Origin of the sequence: Candidatus Leptovillus gracilis, from assembly GCA_016716065.1 — a bacterium.
Lineage (GTDB): Bacteria > Chloroflexota > Anaerolineae > Promineifilales > Promineifilaceae > Leptovillus > Leptovillus gracilis.
On the sequence record JADJXA010000001.1, the window covers coordinates 898,949 to 921,474 of the forward strand.

Genomic DNA, 22,526 nt, shown 5'->3' on the forward strand with positions numbered 1-22,526 from the left:
ACAATTCCTCGCTATTTTGCCCGTTCCAAAATGGAAACGACAGCAAATCGCTTATGGCGGCTAATTGGCGCAGACTCGATAATCTGCACGCGATCACCCGTGCGGCAATCATTGGCTTCATCATGCGCCTGATATTTCTTGCGCAAACGCAATACTTTGCCATAGACGGGGTGGCGTTTTGTTGTTGTCACTTCCACAACCACCGTCTTGTCCATCTTGTCACTGATGACCACGCCTACCAGACGTTTACGTTGTTCTCTCATCTTATACCTACCCTACAACCTCATAGCTGGTAACCAGGCGCGGTTGCGACTTTTGCTGCCGGGCACGTCGCCCATGAAGGCGTTTTTTGTTTAGATTCACCAAAGCAGAGGCTAATTCTCCGCCCCCTTGTTCAGCAAAAGCCACCCGCCAGGCGCTGTCTTCGTAATTGAAAGCGGCCGTCGCCTGCCACTCTTTGCCGGTCAACACCGATGCGATAGACGGTTCGGCAGCGGCGGCTTCAATGGCTAACTGGCGCATGTGCAGCACAGACTCAATCTGGGCGGTCTCCCGGCGCACTGCGCGAATGCGCGTGTAATCTTCCAGGCGCGCGCCAGCTTTCTGGAAGCGAAGATTAAACATCTCCTCTCGATTATTTTCGAGCATTTCTCCCAGTTTCTGATCACTCATTCCGCGTAACTCAACGATTTTAGCCATTAGAGCTTATCCTCCCGTGAAATAACCTGGGCACGGATAGGCAGTTTATAAGCCGCCAATCGCAGCGCTTCGCGCGCCATATCTTCCGGCACACCGCCGACTTCAAACATAATACGCCCAGGCTTCACAACGGCGACCCAATGATCGACCGAACCTTTACCTTTACCCATGCGGGTTTCGGCCGGTTTGGCGGTCACAGGTTTGTCCGGGAAAATCCGAATCCAATATTTACCGCGGCGGCGCATATGGCGCACCACGGTACGGCGCATCGCTTCGATCTGGCGGCTGGTAATCCAGCCTGGTTCCAATGCTTGCAGGGCGAAATCGCCGCTGAGTAAATCGGAGCCACCTTTGGCCATGCCTTGCATACGCCCTCGGAACTGTTTCCGATATTTCACACGTTTTGGCATTAACATGATTACAAAACTCCGCAAAATTAAAGATTTAGGTATGCGGCTCTTGCCCACATTGAACCTAATCTTTAATCCTCATTTATTCACTAATGTAGACGTCCATGGCCGATTCGGTTCGTTGTGGCAAAACTTCACCACGATAAACCCAAACCTTGACCCCAATTTTGCCAAATGTGGTCAGCGCTTCGGCAAAGCCATAGTTCAGATCAGCCCGAATGGTGTTCCGCGGAACACGGCCGTCCCAAACCTTTTCCTTGCGCGCCATTTCCGAACCACCCAAACGGCCGCCTACCTCAATACGTACACCTTCCGCGCCCTGGCGCATAGCCTGCTGTACAGCCCGTTTCATCGCCCGACTGTGAGAAATCCGGCGCTCTATCTGCCCGGCAACATTCTCAGCGATCAACTGCGCATCCGTATCCGGCTGCCCAATCTCTTCAACTTCCAGCTTCACCGCTTTGTCAGTCAGTTTGCGCAGCTTGCCACGCAGTTCTTTCACAGAAGCGCCTTTACGGCCGATCACAATACCCGGCTTAGCCGTGTGGATCGTTACCTGAACCTGATTAGGTGCAGCGCGTTCAATGTTTAACGCAGAAATACCGGCCTGAGCCATTTCTTTGCGGATCAATGCCCGAATGGCGAAATCTTCATGCAGGAGATCCTGATACTGCTGTTTTTCAGCGTACCAGCGCGTATTCCAATCACGGATTATGTTCAAACGAAAACCGACAGGATGTACTTTACGTCCCATTACACTCCTCCAGCTAATTGTCGTAATCAACGACTTCGCGCTCAGCCAACACAACGGTAATGTGCGACGAACGGCGAATGATGGGCCGGAAACGACCACGCCCGGCAAAACGACCACCATGCGGCGCTTTGCGGTGCTGCGGTCCTTTGTCGGCATAGATACGGCTCACGTAAAGCTCATCCATTTCCAGACCAAAGTTCTGTTCCGCATTAGCCACAGCCGATTCCACCAGCTTGTAAACGACGCCGGCCGCAGTCTGAGGCATAAACCGCAATGTTGCCAACGCTTCATCCGCATTCTTACCACGGACAACATTACATACCAGGCGTACCTTCTGTACGGCAATAGGTATATGATGAACACTCGCTTTAACTTCAAATGCTTCAGCCATGATTACCGACGCCCCTTCCCTTTCTTCTCAGATTTCGAGACGTGACCACGAAACATGCGTGTAGGAGCAAATTCACCCAGCTTATGACCGACCATGTTTTCTGTAACGTAGATCGGAATGTGACGACGGCCGTCATACACCGCAATCGTATGCCCCACCATCTGGGGAAAGATTGTACTCGATCGAGACCAGGTACGAATCACCTGACGGCTCTTCGCCACATTCAGTTTTTCAACCTTCTTTAGTAATTTAGGACTGACAAATGGCCCTTTCTTCAAAGAACGTGACATTTTCTTCTAACCTCCTACCGACGCTTCTTCGTGCGGCGACGGAAAATATATCGGTCCGTAGCCTTATTCTTGCGCGTCCGTCGCCCCTGCGCCGGTTGACCCCATGGCGTCTTAGGACCAGGCATACCAATTGGCGAACGGCCTTCACCACCACCATGCGGATGATCATTCGGATTCATCGCCGAGCCGCGCACTGTCGGGCGCACACCCAAGTGCCGCTTACGACCAGCCTTGCCCAGCTTCACGTTTCCATGTTCCACATTCCCCACCTGACCAATCGTCGCCAGGCAGTCCTGTGGCACATAACGCTCCTCACCAGAAGGCAAACGCAACGTCACATACTGCGGGTGATCCTTCGCCAACAACTGCGCCGACGTACCCGCCGCACGCACCATCTGCGCACCCTTGCCAACTTGCATCTCCACGTTGTGGACCATCGTACCCAACGGAATGTTGATCAGCGGCAGCGCATTTCCCGGCCGTATTTCAGCCTTTGGGCCACTCATCACCTGGTCCCCAACACGTAAGCCCAGCGGCGCAACAACATACCGCTTCTCGCCATCAGCATATGTCAGCAGTGCAATTCGCGCCGAACGATTTGGATCGTATTCAATAGACGATACCCGGGCCGGCACGCCAAACTTATCACGCCGGTTAAAATCAATCACCCGATAACGCCGCTTGTGACCACCGCCTTGATGGCGCATCGTGATCTTCCCACGATGATTACGTCCGCCTCGCTTCCGCAAACCGCGCGTCAGCGCAGGTTCCGGAGCTACACGGGTGACTTCCTCAAATGTCTGGCTGGTCATATCACGCCGGCCAGGAGAAGTCGGTTTATACACTTTGATCGGCATCTTACCTCCAGAGACGGACTTCAGCTCGCATAAACAATGGGAACATCAACCCCATCATCCAACAAACCTCGTCCCTGCTCAAAATATCTAAAACCACCAACCTAAATAGTCAGTGATTAAATTACACACCCTCAAACAAATCAATTGAGTCGCCAGGAGCCAAAGTAACAACAGCCTTCTTCCACCCTGGTTTCCGTGTTGCCACGCGACGCCAACGCCGCGCCCGCTTGGGCGGCATATTCGCCACCCGCACTTTTTCCACAGTCACATCAGGCCAGGCCAATTCAATCGCTTCCTTGATTTGCACCTTGTTCGCCCGCGAATCAACCGCAAACGTGTATTGGTTATTAATGTCGACCCGATAACTGCTCTTTTCAGTAATTACCGGCCGGCGAATAATCTCACGCCAATGAATCTGCATCGCTTATTCCTCCTCTTCAACATCCTCAAAATCATCAAAATAATCTTCTAAACCCAGAAAAGAATTGATGACATCAAGGGCTGCCAGAGGCATCACGAGCTTGTTATAACCTAACAAGTCGCGAATATTCAGATAAGTTGCCCGCAGAGCCTTTATTTCTGGCAAATTGCGAGCCGACAATTCAACATTCTCGTTACGCTCCGCCAGCAGCAGCAGCGCGCTCTTACTCACATTCAGGCGATCCATAACGGCCGCCATTTCTCTGGTCTTAGGAACATCCATGTGGATCTCATCCAGCACAATAATGTCCCCATTGCCCGCTTTTACGGAAAGCGCAGACCGCAGCGCGGCGCGGCGCATCTTGCGCGGCATTTTCTTCTCGTAGCTGCGCGGCAAAGGGCCATGCGCCACGCCACCACCTACAAAAATAGGGGCGCGCCGGCTGCCATGCCGGGCATTACCAGTGCCTTTTTGGCGGTAAATCTTACGCGTGCTGCGATTAACTTCAGAACGACCCTTCGCCTTATGTGTACCCAGCCGCCGGTTCGCCAACTGACGTACCAAAGCCTGGTGCATCAAGTCACGATTGATATTTGCTTCGAAGATGTCGGCCGGAAGCTCAACGTTGCTCACTTCCATACCAGACATGTTATAAACAGGAACTTCCATGACAGTGCCTCCGCCAGTTAGTTCTTCGCGGAATCTCGGATAACCACGAGACTCCCCTTATGGCCAGGAATGGAACCTTTAATTGCTAACAGATTCCGCTCCGGGTCAATCTTGACAACTTGTAGATTCTGAGCCGTAAAACGCTCGTTACCATAATGCCCAGACATCTTTTTACCTTTGAACACATGGGCTGTCCCTGACGTAGCGCCCACCGAGCCAGGCGCGCGCCAACGGTCAGATTGACCGTGCGTTTTAGGCCCGCCACGAAAGCCATGTCGCTTAATCGTACCCGCAAAGCCACGACCTTTGGTGGTTCCCATGACGTCAATGTGGTCACCGGCCACAAATTGTTCAACCGTCAGAACCTGACCAACTTTATAATCGGCCGTACTCTTCGTGCGGAACTCGCTCAGATGACGCACAGGGGGTATACCGTTGTTCTTCTTACGCTGGGGATGCTGCTTATCGGTTTTTAACAAACCCAAATGGCCCTTCTGCCCCTTGGTCAAACGCTTTTCAGAGATGTCTCCAAAACCTACCTGGATGGCGCTATAGCCATCCGTCTTTTCTGCTTTTACTTGTGTGACATAACAGGGTCCCGCCTGCACAATGGTGACCGGCGTAACCACACCCTTTTCATCAAAAACCTGGGTCATGCCCAGTTTGATGCCTAGTAATCCTTTCACGTTAACCTCCCGGGACTGTCAGCTACCAGGCTTAAGCTGCATCATCCCACGCTCGCAGATTCAACCTGCGGCCAAAATGGTTTAGATCGAAATTTCGATATCCACACCAGCCGGCAAATTCAACCGCATCAACGTGTCAATAGTCTTTGAATCAGGATTGATCACGTCTATCAAACGCTTGTGAGTGCGGATTTCAAAATGCTCGTGTGAATCCTTGTCAATAAACGTACTGCGACGCACCGTGAAGCGCTCAATTTTAGTTGGCAACGGCACGGGTCCCACAACATGGGCGCCAGTCCGCTCAGCCGTTCCTACGATACGCTTTGCAGATTGATCGAGAACACGATGATCGTATGCCTTCAAACGAATGCGGATTCTTTGCTTAGCCATAATTGCCTCAATATGAAGGGCGCTGCTGCCTGGCAACAACGCCCTTCCAAACTAATTTATTTGATGATCTGGGTGATAACCCCAGCGCCAACCGTCAGACCGCCTTCGCGAATGGCAAACTTGCTGCCCTGCTCCAACGCCACCGGCGTAATCAGCTTGACATTCAAGTTCACATTGTCGCCGGGCATTACCATCTCCACACCCTCCGGCAAGGTGATCTCGCCGGTCACGTCTAGCGTGCGAATGTAGAACTGTGGCCGATAGCCAGGGAAGAACGCCTTGTGCCGACCGCCTTCATCCTTGCGCAGCACGTACACCTCGCCCATGAACTCGGTGTGCGGCGTGATGCTCTTCGGCGCAGCCAATACCTGCCCCCGCTCAATGTCGTCGCGGGCCACACCACGCAGCAGCAGACCGGCATTGTCCCCCGCCTGAACCTTGTCCAGAATCTTGTGGAACATTTCCATCGAGGTCACCACCACTTTACGGGTGTCTTCGCGCAGCCCCACAATCTCCACCTCGCTCATCGGCGTCAACGTGCCCCGGTCTACACGGCCGGTCACCACGGTGCCGCGCCCTTTGATGGAGAACACATCTTCTACCGACATCAGGAAGGGCAGGTCTACCATGCGTTCTGGCTGCGGAATGTACTCGTCTACCACACGCATGAGTTCCCAAATGGGGGCGTATTCCGGCGCGTTGGGGTCTTTGCTTTCGCTTTCCAAAGCGGCCAGCGCGCTGCCGCGCACGATGGGCGTCTCGTCGCCGGGGAAGTCGTAGCTGTCCAGCAGTTCACGCAGTTCTAGCTCTACCAACTCCAGCAGTTCTTCGTCGTCCATCATGTCTACTTTGTTCAAGAAGATGACCATGGCCGGCACTTCTACCTGACGAGCCAACAACACGTGTTCCCGTGTCTGAGGCATGGGGCCATCGGGCGCAGCCACAACCAGGATAGCGCCATCCATCTGCGCCGCCCCGGTGATCATGTTTTTGATGTAGTCACGGTGCCCCGGACAGTCTACATGGGCGTAGTGACGATTTTCGGTTTCGTATTCAACGTGGGCAATCGCGATGGTGATACCACGCGCTTTTTCTTCGGGCGCGTTGTCAATCTGGTCGAAGGCCCGGAAGTCTGCCCAACCTTTTAAGGACAGCGTTTTGGTGATTGCCGCTGTCAGGGTGGTCTTGCCATGGTCGATGTGACCGATGGTGCCAATATTGCAGTGTGGCTTCTCGCGCACAAATTTTTCTTTGGCCATAATTTCCCTTTCCTCTCTAAAACTCGTATTTCTACCGGTTTGTATCGCAACTTGCTACCGGGCCAAGACCGTATTGTTAACGGCCGCCTCGTATAATCGCCTGGGCAATATCTTCACTAACCGGAGCGTAATGATGAAACTCCATGGTAAACGTGCCCCGCCCTTGTGTCATCGAACGCAAGCGCGTCGCATAACCAAACATTTCGGCTAATGGAACCATAGCCCTGATAGATTGAATCCCTTCCACGCGCAGTTCCATCCCTTCGATGGCGCCGCGGCGCGAAGACAAGTTGCCGATCACATCACCGGTATAGTCATTAGGGGTAACGACTTCTACCACCATGATTGGCTCCAACAAAACCGGTTTGCCTCGCTGCACGCCATCTTTCAACGCCATCGAGCCGGCGATCTTGAAGGCCATTTCCGACGAATCTACTTCGTGAAAAGAGCCGTCGTACAACGTTGCTTTAAGGTCCACCAGTGGATAACCAGCAATTGCACCGCTGCTTAAAGCCTCTCGTATACCAGATTCAGCTGGGTTGATATATTCCCTAGGAATAACACCACCTACGACGCCATTTTCAAAAACAAAGCCTGAACCAGGCGGAAGTGGCTCCAGACGTAAAATGACGTGACCAAATTGCCCGCGTCCACCCGTCTGGCGCACAAAACGACCTTCGGCTTTTTCGACAGGACGGGTAATTGTTTCACGGTAGGCGACACGCGGCTGGCCGACATTGGCTGCCACTTTGAACTCACGCATCAATCTGTCAATCAATACTTCGAGGTGCAGTTCGCCCATGCCGTACAGAACGGTTTGCCCGGTTTGGTCGTCAACGCGAATCTGGAATGTGGGGTCCTCTTCCGACAAAGCCTTGAGCGCGACGCCCATTTTTTCTTGATCCGCATTACTTTTTGGCTCAACCGCCAGCATAATAACCGGTTCTGGGAAGTCTATAGATTCCAAAACGATAGGCGCGTCCGGCGTACAAAGTGTATCGCCGGTAAAGGTGATTTTTAGACCCAACGTGGCCGCGATGTCGCCAGCACGTACTTCCTTGAGATCTTCTCGATGGTCGGCATGCATTCTCAGAATTCGGCCGATTCTTTCTTTTTTGTTTTTGGTAGTGTTAATCAGGGTGTCACCAGCGTGCAAAACGCCGGAATACACCCGAAAGTAAGCCAGACGACCAACGTAAGGGTCCGTTACAATTTTAAAGACCAGGGCAGACAATGGCTCGTTGTCGTCAGGCTTCCTGGTTTCAACATCACCCGTAATTGGGTTCGTCCCCTCAATAGGGGGCACATCTGACGGCGAAGGAAGGTAATGAACTACTGCATCAAGCAAAATCTGGATGCCCTTGTTCCGCAGAGCCGTGCCACATAATACAGGCGTCACTTCACCCCGTATAGTAGCCTGCCGCAAGGCAGCCCGAAGTTCTTCAGGAGAAATCTCTTCATCTTCCAGATAACGCGCCATCAATTCTTCATCTGTCTCGATGATGCGATCCAGAATCGCCTGACGAGCTTGCTCAGCATCTTCGCGCACATGGTCTGGGATGGGAACAGAGATAGGTTTCGCGCCCAAATCATCATCTTCCCAAACAATCGCTTCCATCGTTAGCAGATCCACAATGCCTTCAAAGTCAGATTCCTGACCAATGGGCCATTGGATGGCGATGGGATTCGCCTTCAAGCGGCTACGGATCATACCGATTGTGCGGTTAAAATCAGCGCCGACGCGATCCATCTTGTTAATGAAGCAGATGCGGGGTACGTTGTATTCATCCGCCTGACGCCACACAGTTTCCGACTGGGGTTCCACACCGGCAACGGCATCAAACACCACAACACCACCGTCCAATACTCGCAGGCTGCGCTGCACTTCGGCCGTGAAATCTATGTGACCAGGCGTATCAATGATATTAATTTGATGATCAAGCCAGGAGGTACTGGTGGCCGCCGAGGTAATCGTGATGCCACGTTCCTGCTCCTGCACCATATGGTCCATCGTGGCTGTGCCTTCATGCACTTCCCCCATACGATGAATGCGACCTGTGTAATACAAAACGCGTTCCGTCGTAGTGGTCTTGCCGGCATCAATGTGGGCAATAATGCCAATATTCCGAACGCGGTCTAACGGTAAACGACTCATTAATACGACCTATACAAAAGCATTAGAAACGGGAGAAGTGCGAGAACGCCCGGTTAGCCTCAGCCATACGATGCGTGTCATCACGTCTCTTCACCGCAGCGCCTTGATTGTTCGCCGCATCCATTAATTCAGCGGCCAATTTTTCAGCCATCGAACGGCCGCCACGATTACGCGCGGCCGTTAATAACCAACGCATTCCCAATGAGATCTGACGCTCTGGTTCCACAGGCATCGGGACCTGATAGGTAGCGCCACCGACACGCCGCGGTTTTACTTCAATGTGCGGCATGACGTTATGCAAAGCCTGATCAAACACTTCTAAAGGAGGACGCTTAACACGTCCTTCAATAATGGTGAAACTATCATACAAAATGCGCTGTGCCGTGCTTTTTTTGCCGCTTCGCATCAGGCGGTTCACAAACATAGAAACCGTGACGCTGTTGTAACGCAGGTCCGCTTCTACGACACGTTTTTCAGGGGTGTAACGTCTTGGCATTTCTCAATCTCCCTACTTCTTTTTTGCCTTAGGCATTTTGGTTCCATACTTGGAACGGGCCTTCTTGCGATTGTCTACGCCACCCGCATCCAGGGTACCGCGGACGATGTGATAACGAACGCCCGGCAAGTCCTTCACACGACCGCCTCGCACCAAGACGACGGAGTGGTCTTGCAAAGAGTGGCCTTCACCGGGAATATAGGCTGTCACTTCGATGCCATTTGTTAAACGGACACGCGCAATTTTACGCAGCGCCGAGTTTGGTTTTTTGGGTGTCAGGGTTTTTACTTGGGTGCAAACACCACGTTTTTGCGGCGCGCCTTTCGGCTGGCGGGTACGACGCTGTTTAAATGAATTTAATGTCCATTGAAGGGCTGGCGCTGTGCTCTTTTTGCCTTTGGCCACACGCCCCTTCCGTACAAGCTGATTAATTGTAGGCACGCTTGCTCTTCTCCTTAATCTATTTTGTAACTTCCACGACCTGATGGTAACTTGCTAGAGGATGTTATCTAACAGCAAATTGTCATAATATGGGAAATATGCCATTACTTACCGACAAATGGAGGCCATCGTAGTTATAATAACTCGATGGCCTCCATGCTAAAACCTTATTCGGTTGGTAACTTCGGTTAAGTTACCGGGCGAAGCTAGTTAGCAAACATACGAATGGCGATTCTACCACAAGTAAATTGATTGTCAACAGTATGTCACGAGGATCGAGACGCATGATCCTCGTGACAATTTCGATGTAAATCTTGGTGATGTTAAGCAAGACAAACCTGAGGTGTCTATACTCGCAAAGGTCATAATCTGACACTCTTTTCACCTTGTCAGATGTTACCTTGTCACCTTGTCAAGTATATCTAATGGTGGCTTCTAGCCAGGTCCATCAGCCCTGTGCCGGCCCAGCGGCGATTTTTCTTGTCGTCCTCTTTGCCGAAACGGATAACGTCGCCTGATTCGGTGACGGCTTCTACGGCCAGACCCAGGCTTTGCAGCTCTTTGACCAACACGCGGAACGATGCGGGCACGCCTGGCTCTTCGATAGGCTCGTCTTTGACGATTGATTCGTAGGTCTTTACCCGGCCTTGCACATCATCTGATTTGACGGTGAGCATTTCTTGCAGGGTATATGCAGCGCCGTAGGCTTCTAAGGCCCACACTTCCATCTCACCGAAGCGCTGACCACCGAATTGGGCTTTACCGCCAAGAGGCTGCTGCGTTACCAGGGAGTATGGGCCAGTTGAGCGGGCGTGGGCTTTGTCTTCGATAAGATGTGCCAGCTTGAGCATATGGATGATGCCGACTGTAACAGGTTGATCGAAAGGTTGCCCTGTTTTGCCATCTATCAGGCGTTCTTTGCCATAGACGGGTAATGGAATGTGGTTAACCAAGGTGATTTTATCAGCCAGTTTGCGCAATGTGTCTACGGCCGTTTCCAATGGATCAACCTTAACGCTCTCAGGCAGCATGTCGCTGTATTTTTCCAGCATCAGGGAGTACCACTCGCGGATACAGACTTCAATGGCATACTCGTCAAACTGACCAAAATCTTGCTTGCGCAATGCTTCCCGGCCACCAAACAGCAGTTTATCCGGATCCCAACCGCGTGTGCGCAGCCATTCTAGCCCGGCATTATAGCGGGCATAATGATAGTCCGTCTCCAGCCGGGGCACGTCGTAACCCATCTCGCCCAACCAGTTGGATAAGAAGAGGATACGCGCCTCGTGGTCATTCTCCAGGGATTCCAGGTTGTAGTTCATTTCAACCAACCAGTCCCAGGCCCACTGCGTGACAATATCCCAGCCCCGTTCGACCAGCCAGGCGCGGGCCAATTCGGCGCTGATTTCGATCTCTTTGGCGCCGTCAAACACGGGGGTAATCGCCCGGAAACCAAGCTGATGAGCAGCCCAGCCCAGGTGTGTTTCTAGCACCTGGCCGATATTCATACGGCCGGGTACACCCAATGGGTTCAAGATAATGTCAATTGGTGTGCCATCGTCCAGGTAGGGCATATCTTCAATTGGCACAACCTTTGAGATAACACCTTTGTTGCCATGGCGTCCAGCCATTTTATCGCCTTCTTGCAATTTACGGCGTTGGGCCACACTAACACGCACCATCGTTTCTACACCAGCAGGCAAGTCGCGGTCATGCTGGCGATCAAAGACGTGTACGTCTACCACCTTACCGCGCGCACCATGGGGCAGGCGCAAGCTGGAGTCTTTGACTTCACGGGCTTTATCACCAAAGATGGCCCGCAGCAGTTTTTCTTCTGGGCTGAGTTCTTTCTCGCCTTTGGGGGTAATTTTGCCGACCAGGATGTCGTTTTCTTTAACGTCTGCGCCGACACGGATGATGCCGCGCTCGTCCAAATCTTTTAGAGCGTCTTCGCTGACGTTGGGAATGTCGTAGGTAATTTCTTCGGGACCCAGTTTGGTGTCGCGGGCTTCAATCTCATGTTTTTCAATATGGACAGAGGTGAAACGATCTTCACGAACCAGACCTTCGCTGACCAGGATAGCGTCCTCAAAATTGCCGCCTTCCCAGGAGAGGAAAGCGACGACAACGTCTTGACCCAAGGCCAGTTCACCATTTTCAGTGGAGGAACTGTCGGCCAACACGTCCCCGATTTCGACCCGCTGGCCCTTAACGACAACGGGACGCTGGTCAATGCAGGTGCTTTGGTTGGAGCGATTGTATTTGCGCAGGTTATAGGTACGCGGGCCATTTTCGCCCACAACGGTGATTTTGTCGCCAGCAACGCTGACAACTTCACCGGGTTCCTTAGCCACCACAACCTGGCCGGTGTTTAACGCGGCCTGTTTTTCCATGCCCGTGCTGACGATGGGCACATCGGGCTGCAGCAGGGGCACAGCCTGGCGCTGCATGTTGGAACCCATGAGGGCGCGGTTGGCGTCGTCGTGTTCCAGGAAGGGGATGAGCGAGGCGGAGATACCGACGATCTGGCGTGGGGCGACATCAATGTAGTCTACTCGCTGCACGGAGGTGAAGCGGAACTGCTGGTTGCGCCGGGAGGAGACGCGCCGTTCAATTAGCTGACCACGCGCATCGCTGTGGGCGTTGGCTTGCGCGATGGTGTAATGGTCTTCTTCGTCAGCCGACATGTAGACGATTTCGTCGGTCATGAAGGGCCAGACTTCTATCTGGTCCATGCCAGCTTCGCGCATGGCGGCAGCGTGTTCGGCGGTGATGGTTTCGTCCATGGCGACAATGATTTCGCCGGTTTCGGGATGGACGATGTTTTGGAAGGCGTCGTGGCCCACCAGTTCGTCGCTGGTGGCAGGGATGATATTGCGCACGCGGCGGTAGGGAGTTTCGATGAAGCCGTATTTATTGACACGGCCGTATGTCGCCAACCGACCAATCAGACCAATGTTCGGGCCTTCGGGGGTTTCAATGGGGCAGATACGGCCGTAATGACTATGATGCACATCACGCACCTCAAACCCGGCCCGTTCACGCCGCAAACCACCTGGTCCCAACGCCGACAGCGTGCGCTTGTGGGTCAATTCCGCCAGCGGGTTGGCCTGCTCCATGAACTGGCTCAACTGCGAACTGCCAAAAAACTCACGCACCGAGGCGACCACCGGGCGAATGTTGATCAAATTCACCGGCGTCACCGTATCGCTCTCACGGATGGACATACGTTCGCGCACGACTCGTTCCATGCGGCGCAGGCCAACACGCAGCTTGGCTTGCAGCAGCTCCCCGACGGTCTTCACGCGGCGATTGCCCAGGTGGTCAATGTCGTCCGGCCCTTCCAACCCGTTGTTGATGAGGATCATGCGTTTGACCATGCGCACGATGTCGTGCTGGGTGACGGTGCGATGCTCTTCAGGAATGGTTGTTGCCAGGTCCAGGCGTTTGTTGAGCTTATAACGCCCTACTTTCGCCAGATCATACCGGCGGCGATCATACAGTTGTTCATACAGGTATTGGGTGGCGTTGTCCAAAGTTGGCGGGTCGCCGGGGCGCATCCGCTTATAGAACTCGATCAACGCCTGTTCAGCGACCGGTTTGTCCAGGTCCCAGGGTGGCTCTTGCTCAATGCTGCCCTGAATGTACAGATGCTCGCTGTTGGTATCTACATCTTCAAACAAAGCATACAGATCCGCGTCGTCCCCTTTGTTCAAGATGCTGTCACCCAGATCATCTTTTACCGCGGCCATGGCCCGCAAGAAAAGGGTAATGGGCACAGTACGCTTGCGGTTGAACTTGACGGTGATGTAATCGGTTTTGCGGGTTTCAAATTCCATCCACGCACCGCGGTCGGGGATGAGTTTGCTCATGGCTAACGGCCGTCCCGTGGTACGCTCTTCCACCACCTCAAAATACGCGCCAGGCGAACGAATAAGCTGGCTGACGACGACGCGCTCGGTTCCATTGATAATGAAGGTTCCGGCAGGGGTCATCAGGGGGAAGTCCCCCATAAAAATCTCTTGCACAATCGGCTGGTCTTGATCTGTGCTGTATAACAAGCACTTCACGTAAAGCGGCGCGGCATAACTCATATCACGCTCGACGCACTCTTCCACGCTGTATTTCGGCTCCCCAAACCAGTATTTCAGGTCAAATCCTTCTGTCTCCGGCCGGTCGCAAGGAAAATACAATTTCAAGTCGCCATTGAAGCTTTCAATGGGCGAAATCTCGTCGAACAGTTCGGACAGGCTTTCGTCTTTAAAGACGTCAAAAGAATTTAACTGAACATCAATAAGGGTGGGTAGTTCGAGTGGGTCAGTGGTGCGTGCATAGGTTTTTGTTGGCAGTCTAGACATTGATTCTTCACCTGTTCCCCAGATAAACACGCCAGTTTATCCTTAGAAAATTATGAAATTGCTCCACCTGATCGCGTTAGCAAACCGCAAACAAGGGGTGCAACACCTCTGCTGCACCCCTTGGGCTGTTCCTCTCAGGTCAACATACCATTCCGATTACTTGCGGTTCTATAAAGAAATTTCCACAAATACGCGAACGTGCATTATAGCTGCGGCATTTTATCTTGTCAAGGAATCGTAGATGGCGATGATGTGGCGGCCGGCGCGCTGCCAGCTATATTCCTGCAGGGCGCGTTGACGCAGTTGTTGGCCGAGTTCCTGACGCCGTTCTGGCTGGTGGGCCAACTGTCTGACGGCCGTTGCAAAACCGGCCACATCGCCCAACGGCACGTACACGCCCAGGTCGGCCAGGTATTCGCGGTGGACGGCCGAATCGTAGGCCACGATGGGTTGACCCAGGGCCATGTAATTGAGGACTTTGCCGCTGCCTTCGGTGCTGGACATTTTGGGGGCGACGGCGATGTCGCCGAGAGAGAGGTAGTAAGGCGCGTCGCGGTACTCTACTTTGCCGGTGAAGGTCATCGTGTCGGCTACGCCTGCTGCGTCGGCCATGCTCTGGTAGCGGGTGGCATCAGGATAGCCCATGACCAGGAAGTGCATGGCTTCACCGGCATCGCGACAGCGCACGGCCGTTTCAATCAAATGCGGGATGCCCTGGTAATCGGTGAGCAAACCGAGGTAGGCGACGATGAGACGGCCGTCGGGGATGCCCAACTGGTGGCGCAGTGTCTGTTTGGCTTCCGACGAGAATTTTTGCGGATCAAAGCGGGTGGTGTTGGCGCAGTCTGGCAGGGGATGGATGCGCGCCTGGGGGACGGCAAACTGCTCCTGCAAAAAGTGACTGGCCTGGATGGAACTGGTCAGCACGGCGTCTGGCAGGCGGCCGCTGATGGTTTCTTCAGGCGGCGGGCGTTAGGGTGGGACACGGGCCGTTGGGGTTCAAAAAGTGGTGGTCTACCATCTCTTCTGTCAGGCTGCCCTGGAAGTCAAACACCAGCGGAACGCGCAGCAGCTTCGCCACCACGCCGCCAATCAACGCCCCCTCGTGCATGTGTCCGTGAACCACATCCGGGCGGAAGCGCAGCCCTTCGGCCACGCTTTTGACCGCCAGATAGATGTCAAAAGCCAGCTTATGGCGGGAAGAGCCAACCTCGTAATCGGTGTGATAAGGCAGCGGCGGCGTGCGCCGAATGTCCAAATCCGGCATGTCGCTTCCTTTATAATAGGTAACGATGGCAACTTCCTGCCCCAATTCTTGCAGCGTGTAGGTTTCTTCCAGAATGCGAATATGTCCGCCATAGTCGCTAAAAAAGGACGTAGGCGCAATCATCAGCACGCGGAAACGGGGAGAGAGTGGGGGGAAGGCATGGTGTGGTCAGTGTTCGGTGGTCAGTGGTCAGTAATCAGTGTTCAGCAAATACTGAACACTGATTACTGGTTCCGTTTACGGCCAAAAACGCCCAAGAACTGAGAACCAATCGTATTGCCCTCAATTTCTGGCGCCTGGCCTTCGGCCCATTCATTTTTGGCCCGGTCGGCCAGCCAGCGCTGCCGTTCCATGTGCAGGTCGGCAAAAATCGAGGATACCATGTCTAAGTCGCCCTCATCCACCAGGCGTCGCAGCGCTTTCATCTCGTCAATCAGGGAATCCAGCCAGCGGAGGGTGGCGGTTTTGTTGGTGAACGCCTGGTAGGCCACATCGGCCCCGGCGCTGAGGGGTTGGGTGGTTTGGGCGAAGGACAGGCCGGCAAAACGGAGCATATCGCGCCAGCCAGGGGATTGGGTGATGGCGCGATACATGGCGGCGGCTAATAGGCCGGGAACCGTTTCTAGCCCCTGCGCCAGATTGTCGTACTCCAGTGGGTCCACAAAGTAGGGAACCGCGCCGAGCATGGAACCAAAGGCAACGGCCGTTGCCACAGCTTGCGGGTCGGCCTGGGGTGCGGGCATCAGGCAGAAGATGCTGTTCCTAAACAAATCGGCGCTGGCGGCTTCGATGTGGATACGGCCGTCGCTCAGCCAATCGGCCGCCAACACCGGGCTGGCCCCTACATAATGCCCCTGGCTCAGATGGGCCGCCGCCCACTTCAGACCAGGCTGCTTCAGGGTGGAAAAGTCCAAAATGAGGGTATGCGGTTGGATGGCGTCGCCGATGACCGACAGCAGCGGTTCCAGTTCAGACATGGGCACAGCCAGCGCCAGAATGTCGGCGCGGGCAGCCAGACTGCGGGCGTTGGCCTCTGCCTTGTCTATGGCGTGCAGCGAAGTCTGGGCGATGCGGGCCATGTCTGGCTGGCGATCATGGCCGATGATGGTGAGGGTGGGCGAAGATTGTTTGACGGCCAGGCCGATGGACGCGCCCAATCGCCCCAGGCCGATGATAGATACGTTTTGCGCTTTCATTGCCTTCCTCCTTGTTCCTTAGGGTTCATATGTTTTTAACCTGGTGAGATTGGACCAATCTCCAAGATTGGTCCAATCTGGAAACTCCAAAGTTAATTGCAAACGAACCCTTAGTTTTGGTCGTCGGCCCATTGCAGGTGGCGGAGCAGGTGGTCAGTTTCGGTAACGGCCGTTACCAACCCATTATCCTGGTGGCGGCGAATCAACTCAACGGCCAGCGGGCGGCTGCCAACGGCGGCGGCCATCTCCGCGCCCCAGGCGGGATGCTGCGCTTTGACGACAAACGGCCGTCGCCAGCCCACTGCTTGCCCCTGCCCCCAAACGGCCGTTTTCCGCGGGCACACCATCTGCCCCAATACCACCCAGGAGCGCTCCCAGACAGACAGCGGCGCGCGCGTTTTGCCCACGTCGTGCAGCAGCGCGGCCGTCCACAAATCGGGCTGATCGTGTCCGGCGGCCTGCAACGTTTTTAGCACCCGGTAGCTGTGCCATTGGTCGCTGCTGCTAAAACGTTGAAACAGCGCCAGTTCGGCCGGCGTCAGGTGAGCGGCGATTTCCGCCTGGGCAGCGGTGGGTAACGGCCGTGCCGAGACATTCCGCCAGAACTGCCGGAGCCGATAACCAAAGTCGCCCACTACAACCCAATCAAAAACGAAAGCAGCATGGAAGATGGGACCATAATCAAATTGCTAATAAGGTTGATACCCAACATCGGCAGGATGAAAATGGCAAACATCAGAATCAAGAAGCCATACTGTTCCAGCGGCCATAAGCGGGAGGCCATGTCGGGCGGCAAGATGCCCATCAAGATTTTAAAGCCGTCCAACGGCGGGATGGGAATCAGGTTAAAAAAGGCCAGAATCAGATTAATCCAGACAAATTGGAAGAGCAGCTCGCCCAAAGAAGGTAAGACGCTGGAACCGCCAAAAGCGGAAAAGCCAACCAGCCCCAATTGAAAGGGCAGGGCGAAGAGGACGGCCATAATTACGTTAGAAAGGGGGCCAGCCGCGGCGACAATTGCCATGCCAGTGCGTGGGTTGCCGCGAAAATTCATCGGGTTCACCATCACCGGTTTGGCCCAGCCGAAGCCAGAGACCAGCAGTAAAATTGTGCCGACGGGGTCCAGGTGGGCCAATGGATTGAGGGTGATACGCCCCATGCGGCGCGGCGTGGGGTCGCCCATGCGGTCGGCGGTGACAGCGTGGGCCAATTCATGAATGGTAAAAGCCACCAGCAGCACGATAGCTCGCGCAATCAGGGTGGCGGCGTCTAAACCTAACATACTTGCCTCATTTATGTGCAGATTGGTAATTGGGGGCAAGTATACCGTGCCCCTCTGGTGGTGGCGAATTGGCAGGTGGGGTGACGGCCGTTCCTCCCACCCGCCTCTCATCTGCCATAGGTGTCCAGAGAAATCTTCGCGCAATTTGTAGAACGATTTTCCAAATCGTTCCCTGGGCGATTTGGAAAATCGCCCTACCATCGCAGGAAAAGAGTTTTCTGGATAGCTGCATCACTTGCCTGTCTGGGGCGCTGGCCTATAATTCCCGCCCTATGTATATTGAAATTCACGTGGGCGATGTGGTGCGCCTGCGCAAACCCCACCCTTGCGGGAGCTTTGATTGGGACGTGGTCCGTATTGGCGCAGACATTGGCCTGGTATGCCAGAAATGTGGCCGGCGCGTGCTGCTGCCACGCGGTGAATTTAACAAGCGCCTCAAAACTATCTTACAACACGCGCCTCAAGACCCGCCCGAAAACGAATGACAACCCTCCTTGGTTTTGTTTATGTCACGGCCGTTGCTCTTTTGTCGCTGTTTGGTCTGATGGGCCTGTACACCCTCTGGCAGTATGGGCGGCATCGCCACGACGCCTTCCCCTGCCCGGTGGTGGACCCGGAAACGCTGCCGCCGGTGACGGTGCAGCTGCCTATTTATAACGAACGCTATGTGGTGGCGCGGTTGATTGAAACGGCCGTACACCTGCACTACCCGCCCGCCCGGCTGCAAATCCAGGTCCTCGATGACTCCACTGACGATACGACCCACCTGGCCGCCGACCTGGTAGCCGGTTATCAGGCGCAGGGTGTCAACATCCAGCTTATCCACCGCGACAACCGGCAGGGATACAAAGCGGGCGCGTTGGCCGCCGCCCTGCACCAGGCCAACGGCGACTTCATCGCCATCTTCGACGCCGATTTTCAACCACCGCCGGGGTTTTTGCTGCAAACCATCCCCCACTTCCTGCCCACGCCAAACCTGGGCATGATCCAGACGCGCTGGGGCCATCTGAACGCCGAAGCATCGCCGCTGACCGGCGCCCAGGCCATCGCCCTGGACAAGCACTTTGCTATGGAGCAGACGGTGCGCCATCGCGCCAACCTGTTTCCCAAGTTCAACGGCGCGGGCGGCGTCTGGCGGCGCGCCTGCCTGGAAGACGCCGGGGGATGGGAGACCGACACCGTCTGCGAAGATTTGTGCCTGAGCACCCGCGCTATTTTACGCCGCTGGCAGTTCCGCTTCCTCAACGACGTGACGGCCCCGGCGGAACTACCGGCGACCATCACCGCCTTTAAAATTCAGCAGGCGCGTTGGGCCAAAGGCTCTACCCAGTGTTTGCTAAAGTTCGGGCGGCAAATTGTGTCTAATTCCGGCCTCACACCGGCGGCGCGGCTGTATGGCCTGTTGTCTATGGCCGCTTATTCGGCCCATTTGCTGCTGCTGCTGCTGTTTTTGCTGCAAATCCCGCTCATTCTCGGCGACTACCGCGCTCCGAGTGGGCTGCTGCTGTTTTCGCTGATTGCCATCGGCCAGCCGCTGCTGTTTATCTGGGGGCAGCAGTCGTTGTATCGGGATTGGGTCTGGCGGCTGCGTTATTTTCCGACGCTGTTGATTGTGGGCGTGGGGCTGGCTCCCAGCAACAGCCGGGCGATTCTGGAGGTGTTTATGCGTCGGGGGCATCCTTTTTTGCGCACGCCGAAGCTGGGCGACGGCCGTTCTCTAGGCTACCGACTGCCTTTTGATTGGATTATTGGTGTGGAACTGCTGCTGGCGGTGTATGCGGCCGTGGGGTTGTATCTGGCGGTGAGCCGACAAAATTATGGCCCTATTCCGTTCCTGGCGACGTGCCTCTTGGGCTTTGGCAGTGTGGCATACCTGGGCCTGCGCGACTTTCTCCACCACCGGCGGCAAGAGCTGACGGCCAACGAGCCTGCGCCATACCATATTTAGCCCGGAATGGGTGGTTGAGTTGGTTAATTGGTGGGCTGGTCAGCCAACCGTCAAACCAACCCACTGATAAACTGCGCCTCAGAAAGTGGAGACTGTACCTTCTTTGCCGTTGACGTTCCAATGGCCGTCTACCAGAAAGCCAATCGCTTCGTCTCGTTCGCCATCCATGAGGATTTTCAGGCGGCGGCTGCCGCACACGGCCGCTAAATCTATCACCCGCAGGTAATCGCTCAGGGGAGCGTCGGCCGGGGAGAGGGCGGCCAGGCTGTTAGCTGACTGGCGGAAGAACTCCCAATTGAAACGGCCGTGTCCATCGCCCAAATGCAGTGGCAAAGAAAAGATTCCCGCCTCCACCAAATCCTGCAAAAAGTGGGTCCCGTAGGACAATTCCGGCATCTGTCCATCATGCGGCACACCTATTTCGATGAGTACCAGCGTGTTGTGAATGTCGGCATAGGTCACGCGCACGCCCAACTCCAGATTGGCGCTGCCCCAACGGCCTGGCCCCATCAAAATAAAACGCTCGTCGGCCAGCACATGGTTTAGTCGCCCAACGGCCCGCCCCAATTCCAATTTCATCGTCTGATCGGCAATCTGAGAATATGTCTCCGGGTCTACAAAGACAATGTAGCGAATGCCTTCCGCCTGACCATCAGGGATGAGTTTGTGGGCGGCAAAGAGGATGTCTTCCCGCGGGATGTCCGGCGGGATGCGTACTGTGCCATGCTCGTGGCGCTGGCTGAGGGGACGGCACTGAATCATGCTGAGCAGGTAGTCGGATCGGGGATGTCCAGTCTGAATCTGCACGGCAAATTCAATATCTACCGGCGTGCCATACACTTTTTCCAATCGTTTCAGGGCATGGCGCATCAGGTCTATGAACCTGGCGTCTTTGGTTAAATTGTTGAACGTAAGGACCAGCCGGGTATGCTCGTCCAGGGAGGCGGAAGACAAAACAGCCTGGAAGTAATCGCCCATGTCCACCGAAACCAGGGTGCGCAGATGGGGATACCGTTCGTCTAACACGTCGCCGACGGGCAGGGTTTTGAATTGGTTGTCGGCCAGGTCCAGCACATCTATGTACCATTGGGAATGCTGGCGGATGGCGGAAGCGGTGGTTTCCGGGCGCAGTTGGGGATGGCTCAGGCCGATCATGCGTGGGTAATCTTTGTCCACGCGGTCTACGGCGCGGGTTCCCAGCCCCCAGACCAAGCGCAAGAAGCCATCGTGGCGGCGGATGCGCGGGTTCCAGCGGTAGGGATTTTGGCTGAAGCCAACGCCGGCGAGGGTGGGGAAAAAGTAACGGCCGTATGCCTCCCCCTCCACTTTTTGCAGCAGCACCCCCATCCGTTCGTCGTAATCAATCATGCCGTGCTGCCCACGATACAGCAGCGCATCCGGGTTCAACGTGCTGGCAAACACCCGCCGGATGGCGTCCATGAGCGCCTGCAAATTCCCCTCCGGCGTGCCCTGGTTGGGGCAGAAAAAGCTGTCGTACTTACCGGCAAAGGCTGTGCCAAAATTATCCTCCAATAAACTCGACGAGCGCACAATAATCGGGCTGTTACCCATCTCCTCCAGGAACTCCACTAACCCTTCCATCACTTCGTCTGGCAGCACCCCCTCCAGATGCGCGGTCACGATGTCCGGGTATTCCATTTGCGTCTCTTCCAGCGACCGGTATTTCTGGTTCATCAAATCGGCCAGATTGTTGATCAGGTAAAAGTCGTAGATGACTTCTGTGCCGATAAAACAAGTCTCTGGCATCCTTACCTGGTCGCCCAGGTAAGGTCCCCATTCCGGGTTGTCTTGTTTGAGGATCTTGTAGGCCAGCATCATGCCGGCCGCTTTGCCGCCAATTTTGCCGCTGCCAATGCGCCGCCGGTAAATATCGCGCAAATCGGCAATGGTAAAAACGTTTTTGGCAACGCCAATGTAGGGCAGTTGGTCGCTGACCATGCGCTTAATCAGAACAACCTTAATTTCGCGCAGGTGGTGTTCCACGTGGTCGCGCTGTGGGCCGGTCATTGCCTCATAAATTTCGCCTTGCCGGAACAGCAATTCCCAAGGGGCGATTTCCGGGTTGAATGTGAGTTCGCTGGACAGGCTGGGGGATGGCTGATCGGCCAGAACTTCTTCAATGACCTGGTTGAGCAAAGCGACGCCCAGATTGTTGGCGAAGTAAGCGTCGGTATGAAAGTCGCGCACGCGGTCTTTACGTTTTTGCCAGGTGATGGTTTCCTCCTGGTAATAGGGGTCCATCAGACCCTCGCGCTGCTGCGAAGCCATTGCCAATTGGCGCACTTCCTGGTAGAAGGTTTCTTTGCTGACAATGCCGCGCCGGAATAACTCCTGGCGCATTCGCCGCCGGATTTTGTCGCACAAAATAGGGTATTGCGCCAGTCGAATATACACATCAATGGCTGGCGTCGTACTTCTTAATTCGTCCAGGTACTCCATAAGCCACCTCGTGGGAAATTGGGAAATGGGATAAAGGCAATGCGGTTCAGTGATGGCTAATTTGCTGGTTGGTTAGTTGGTTGGGGCGCTTTTACAC

General features: G+C 54.7%; 24 protein-coding genes. 2 read left to right on the forward strand and 22 right to left on the reverse strand.

The genetic code is table 11. From position 1 onward, the window contains the following. Positions 1 to 11 precede the first annotated feature (11 nt). The 21 genes from rpsQ to IPM39_03905 all read right to left on the reverse strand — a co-directional run bounded on the left by rpsQ (position 12) and on the right by IPM39_03905 (position 18,021). Entirely contained in the window at positions 12 to 263 is a 252-nt protein-coding gene (gene rpsQ / locus IPM39_03805) for a 30S ribosomal protein S17 (GenBank protein ID MBK8985196.1), read from the reverse strand. Positions 264 to 270: 7 nt separating this feature from the next. Next, positions 271 to 672: a 50S ribosomal protein L29 gene (gene rpmC / locus IPM39_03810; protein ID MBK8985197.1), complete on the reverse strand. Its 402-nt coding sequence runs from the start codon at positions 670 to 672 to the stop codon at positions 271 to 273. A gap of 26 nt (positions 673 to 698) precedes the next feature. Further along, positions 699 to 1,115, reverse strand: a complete 417-nt coding sequence (gene rplP / locus IPM39_03815) for a 50S ribosomal protein L16 (GenBank protein MBK8985198.1) — start codon at positions 1,113 to 1,115, stop codon at positions 699 to 701. A 76-nt stretch (positions 1,116 to 1,191) separates the two neighbouring features. Then, the gene (gene rpsC / locus IPM39_03820; GenBank protein ID MBK8985199.1) at positions 1,192 to 1,863 is read right to left on the reverse strand and encodes a 30S ribosomal protein S3; all 672 of its coding nucleotides are present in this window, start codon (positions 1,861 to 1,863) and stop codon (positions 1,192 to 1,194) included. A 13-nt stretch (positions 1,864 to 1,876) separates the two neighbouring features. Further along, positions 1,877 to 2,254: a 50S ribosomal protein L22 gene (rplV, locus tag IPM39_03825; GenBank protein ID MBK8985200.1), complete on the reverse strand. Its 378-nt coding sequence runs from the start codon at positions 2,252 to 2,254 to the stop codon at positions 1,877 to 1,879. 2 nt (positions 2,255 to 2,256) lie between these two features. Beyond that, a complete protein-coding gene (rpsS, locus tag IPM39_03830; GenBank protein MBK8985201.1) occupies positions 2,257 to 2,544 on the reverse strand; it encodes a 30S ribosomal protein S19 in 288 nt (95 codons plus the stop codon). 14 nt (positions 2,545 to 2,558) lie between these two features. Continuing rightward, entirely contained in the window at positions 2,559 to 3,401 is an 843-nt protein-coding gene (rplB, locus tag IPM39_03835; GenBank protein MBK8985202.1) for a 50S ribosomal protein L2, read from the reverse strand. Between the two features lie 121 nt (positions 3,402 to 3,522). Then, a complete protein-coding gene (gene rplW, locus IPM39_03840; GenBank protein ID MBK8985203.1) occupies positions 3,523 to 3,822 on the reverse strand; it encodes a 50S ribosomal protein L23 in 300 nt (99 codons plus the stop codon). 3 nt (positions 3,823 to 3,825) lie between these two features. After that, the gene (rplD, locus tag IPM39_03845; GenBank protein ID MBK8985204.1) at positions 3,826 to 4,491 is read right to left on the reverse strand and encodes a 50S ribosomal protein L4; all 666 of its coding nucleotides are present in this window, start codon (positions 4,489 to 4,491) and stop codon (positions 3,826 to 3,828) included. Positions 4,492 to 4,508: 17 nt separating this feature from the next. Next, entirely contained in the window at positions 4,509 to 5,177 is a 669-nt protein-coding gene (gene rplC, locus IPM39_03850; GenBank protein MBK8985205.1) for a 50S ribosomal protein L3, read from the reverse strand. A gap of 81 nt (positions 5,178 to 5,258) precedes the next feature. After that, on the reverse strand, positions 5,259 to 5,567 hold the full coding sequence (gene rpsJ, locus IPM39_03855; GenBank protein MBK8985206.1) for a 30S ribosomal protein S10: 309 nt from the start codon (positions 5,565 to 5,567) through the stop codon (positions 5,259 to 5,261). A 56-nt stretch (positions 5,568 to 5,623) separates the two neighbouring features. After that, the gene (gene tuf / locus IPM39_03860) at positions 5,624 to 6,826 is read right to left on the reverse strand and encodes an elongation factor Tu (protein ID MBK8985207.1); all 1,203 of its coding nucleotides are present in this window, start codon (positions 6,824 to 6,826) and stop codon (positions 5,624 to 5,626) included. A gap of 76 nt (positions 6,827 to 6,902) precedes the next feature. Continuing rightward, the gene (gene fusA, locus IPM39_03865; GenBank protein ID MBK8985208.1) at positions 6,903 to 8,981 is read right to left on the reverse strand and encodes an elongation factor G; all 2,079 of its coding nucleotides are present in this window, start codon (positions 8,979 to 8,981) and stop codon (positions 6,903 to 6,905) included. A gap of 22 nt (positions 8,982 to 9,003) precedes the next feature. After that, positions 9,004 to 9,477 (reverse strand): 30S ribosomal protein S7, encoded by a 474-nt coding sequence (gene rpsG, locus IPM39_03870; GenBank protein MBK8985209.1) that lies wholly within the window; start codon positions 9,475 to 9,477, stop codon positions 9,004 to 9,006. A 12-nt stretch (positions 9,478 to 9,489) separates the two neighbouring features. Beyond that, positions 9,490 to 9,918, reverse strand: a complete 429-nt coding sequence (rpsL, locus tag IPM39_03875) for a 30S ribosomal protein S12 (GenBank protein MBK8985210.1) — start codon at positions 9,916 to 9,918, stop codon at positions 9,490 to 9,492. A gap of 422 nt (positions 9,919 to 10,340) precedes the next feature. Next, positions 10,341 to 14,276, reverse strand: coding sequence for a DNA-directed RNA polymerase subunit beta (locus tag IPM39_03880; GenBank protein MBK8985211.1), 3,936 nt, complete (start codon positions 14,274 to 14,276; stop codon positions 10,341 to 10,343). 219 nt (positions 14,277 to 14,495) lie between these two features. Continuing rightward, a complete protein-coding gene (locus IPM39_03885) occupies positions 14,496 to 15,203 on the reverse strand; it encodes a glycosyltransferase family 4 protein (protein ID MBK8985212.1) in 708 nt (235 codons plus the stop codon). A gap of 31 nt (positions 15,204 to 15,234) precedes the next feature. Continuing rightward, the gene (locus IPM39_03890; GenBank protein ID MBK8985213.1) at positions 15,235 to 15,666 is read right to left on the reverse strand and encodes a glycosyltransferase; all 432 of its coding nucleotides are present in this window, start codon (positions 15,664 to 15,666) and stop codon (positions 15,235 to 15,237) included. A gap of 101 nt (positions 15,667 to 15,767) precedes the next feature. After that, positions 15,768 to 16,739, reverse strand: coding sequence for a prephenate dehydrogenase/arogenate dehydrogenase family protein (locus IPM39_03895; GenBank protein MBK8985214.1), 972 nt, complete (start codon positions 16,737 to 16,739; stop codon positions 15,768 to 15,770). A gap of 110 nt (positions 16,740 to 16,849) precedes the next feature. Further along, a complete protein-coding gene (locus IPM39_03900; GenBank protein MBK8985215.1) occupies positions 16,850 to 17,374 on the reverse strand; it encodes an HD domain-containing protein in 525 nt (174 codons plus the stop codon). Then, entirely contained in the window at positions 17,374 to 18,021 is a 648-nt protein-coding gene (locus tag IPM39_03905) for a site-2 protease family protein (protein ID MBK8985216.1), read from the reverse strand. Before IPM39_03905 ends, IPM39_03900 begins: the two co-directional genes overlap by 1 nt. 272 nt (positions 18,022 to 18,293) lie before the next feature. On the opposite strand from IPM39_03905, the gene IPM39_03910 reads away from it, so the two are divergent. Together IPM39_03910 and IPM39_03915 are read left to right on the forward strand one after the other, a co-directional pair. After that, a complete protein-coding gene (locus IPM39_03910; protein ID MBK8985217.1) occupies positions 18,294 to 18,506 on the forward strand; it encodes a DUF951 domain-containing protein in 213 nt (70 codons plus the stop codon). Further along, positions 18,503 to 19,969, forward strand: coding sequence for a glycosyltransferase (locus IPM39_03915; protein ID MBK8985218.1), 1,467 nt, complete (start codon positions 18,503 to 18,505; stop codon positions 19,967 to 19,969). Before IPM39_03910 ends, IPM39_03915 begins: the two co-directional genes overlap by 4 nt. A gap of 78 nt (positions 19,970 to 20,047) precedes the next feature. Here IPM39_03915 and IPM39_03920 read toward each other — a convergent pair whose 3' ends face one another. Next, on the reverse strand, positions 20,048 to 22,429 hold the full coding sequence (locus IPM39_03920; GenBank protein MBK8985219.1) for a PEP/pyruvate-binding domain-containing protein: 2,382 nt from the start codon (positions 22,427 to 22,429) through the stop codon (positions 20,048 to 20,050). Positions 22,430 to 22,526: the final 97 nt, after the last annotated feature.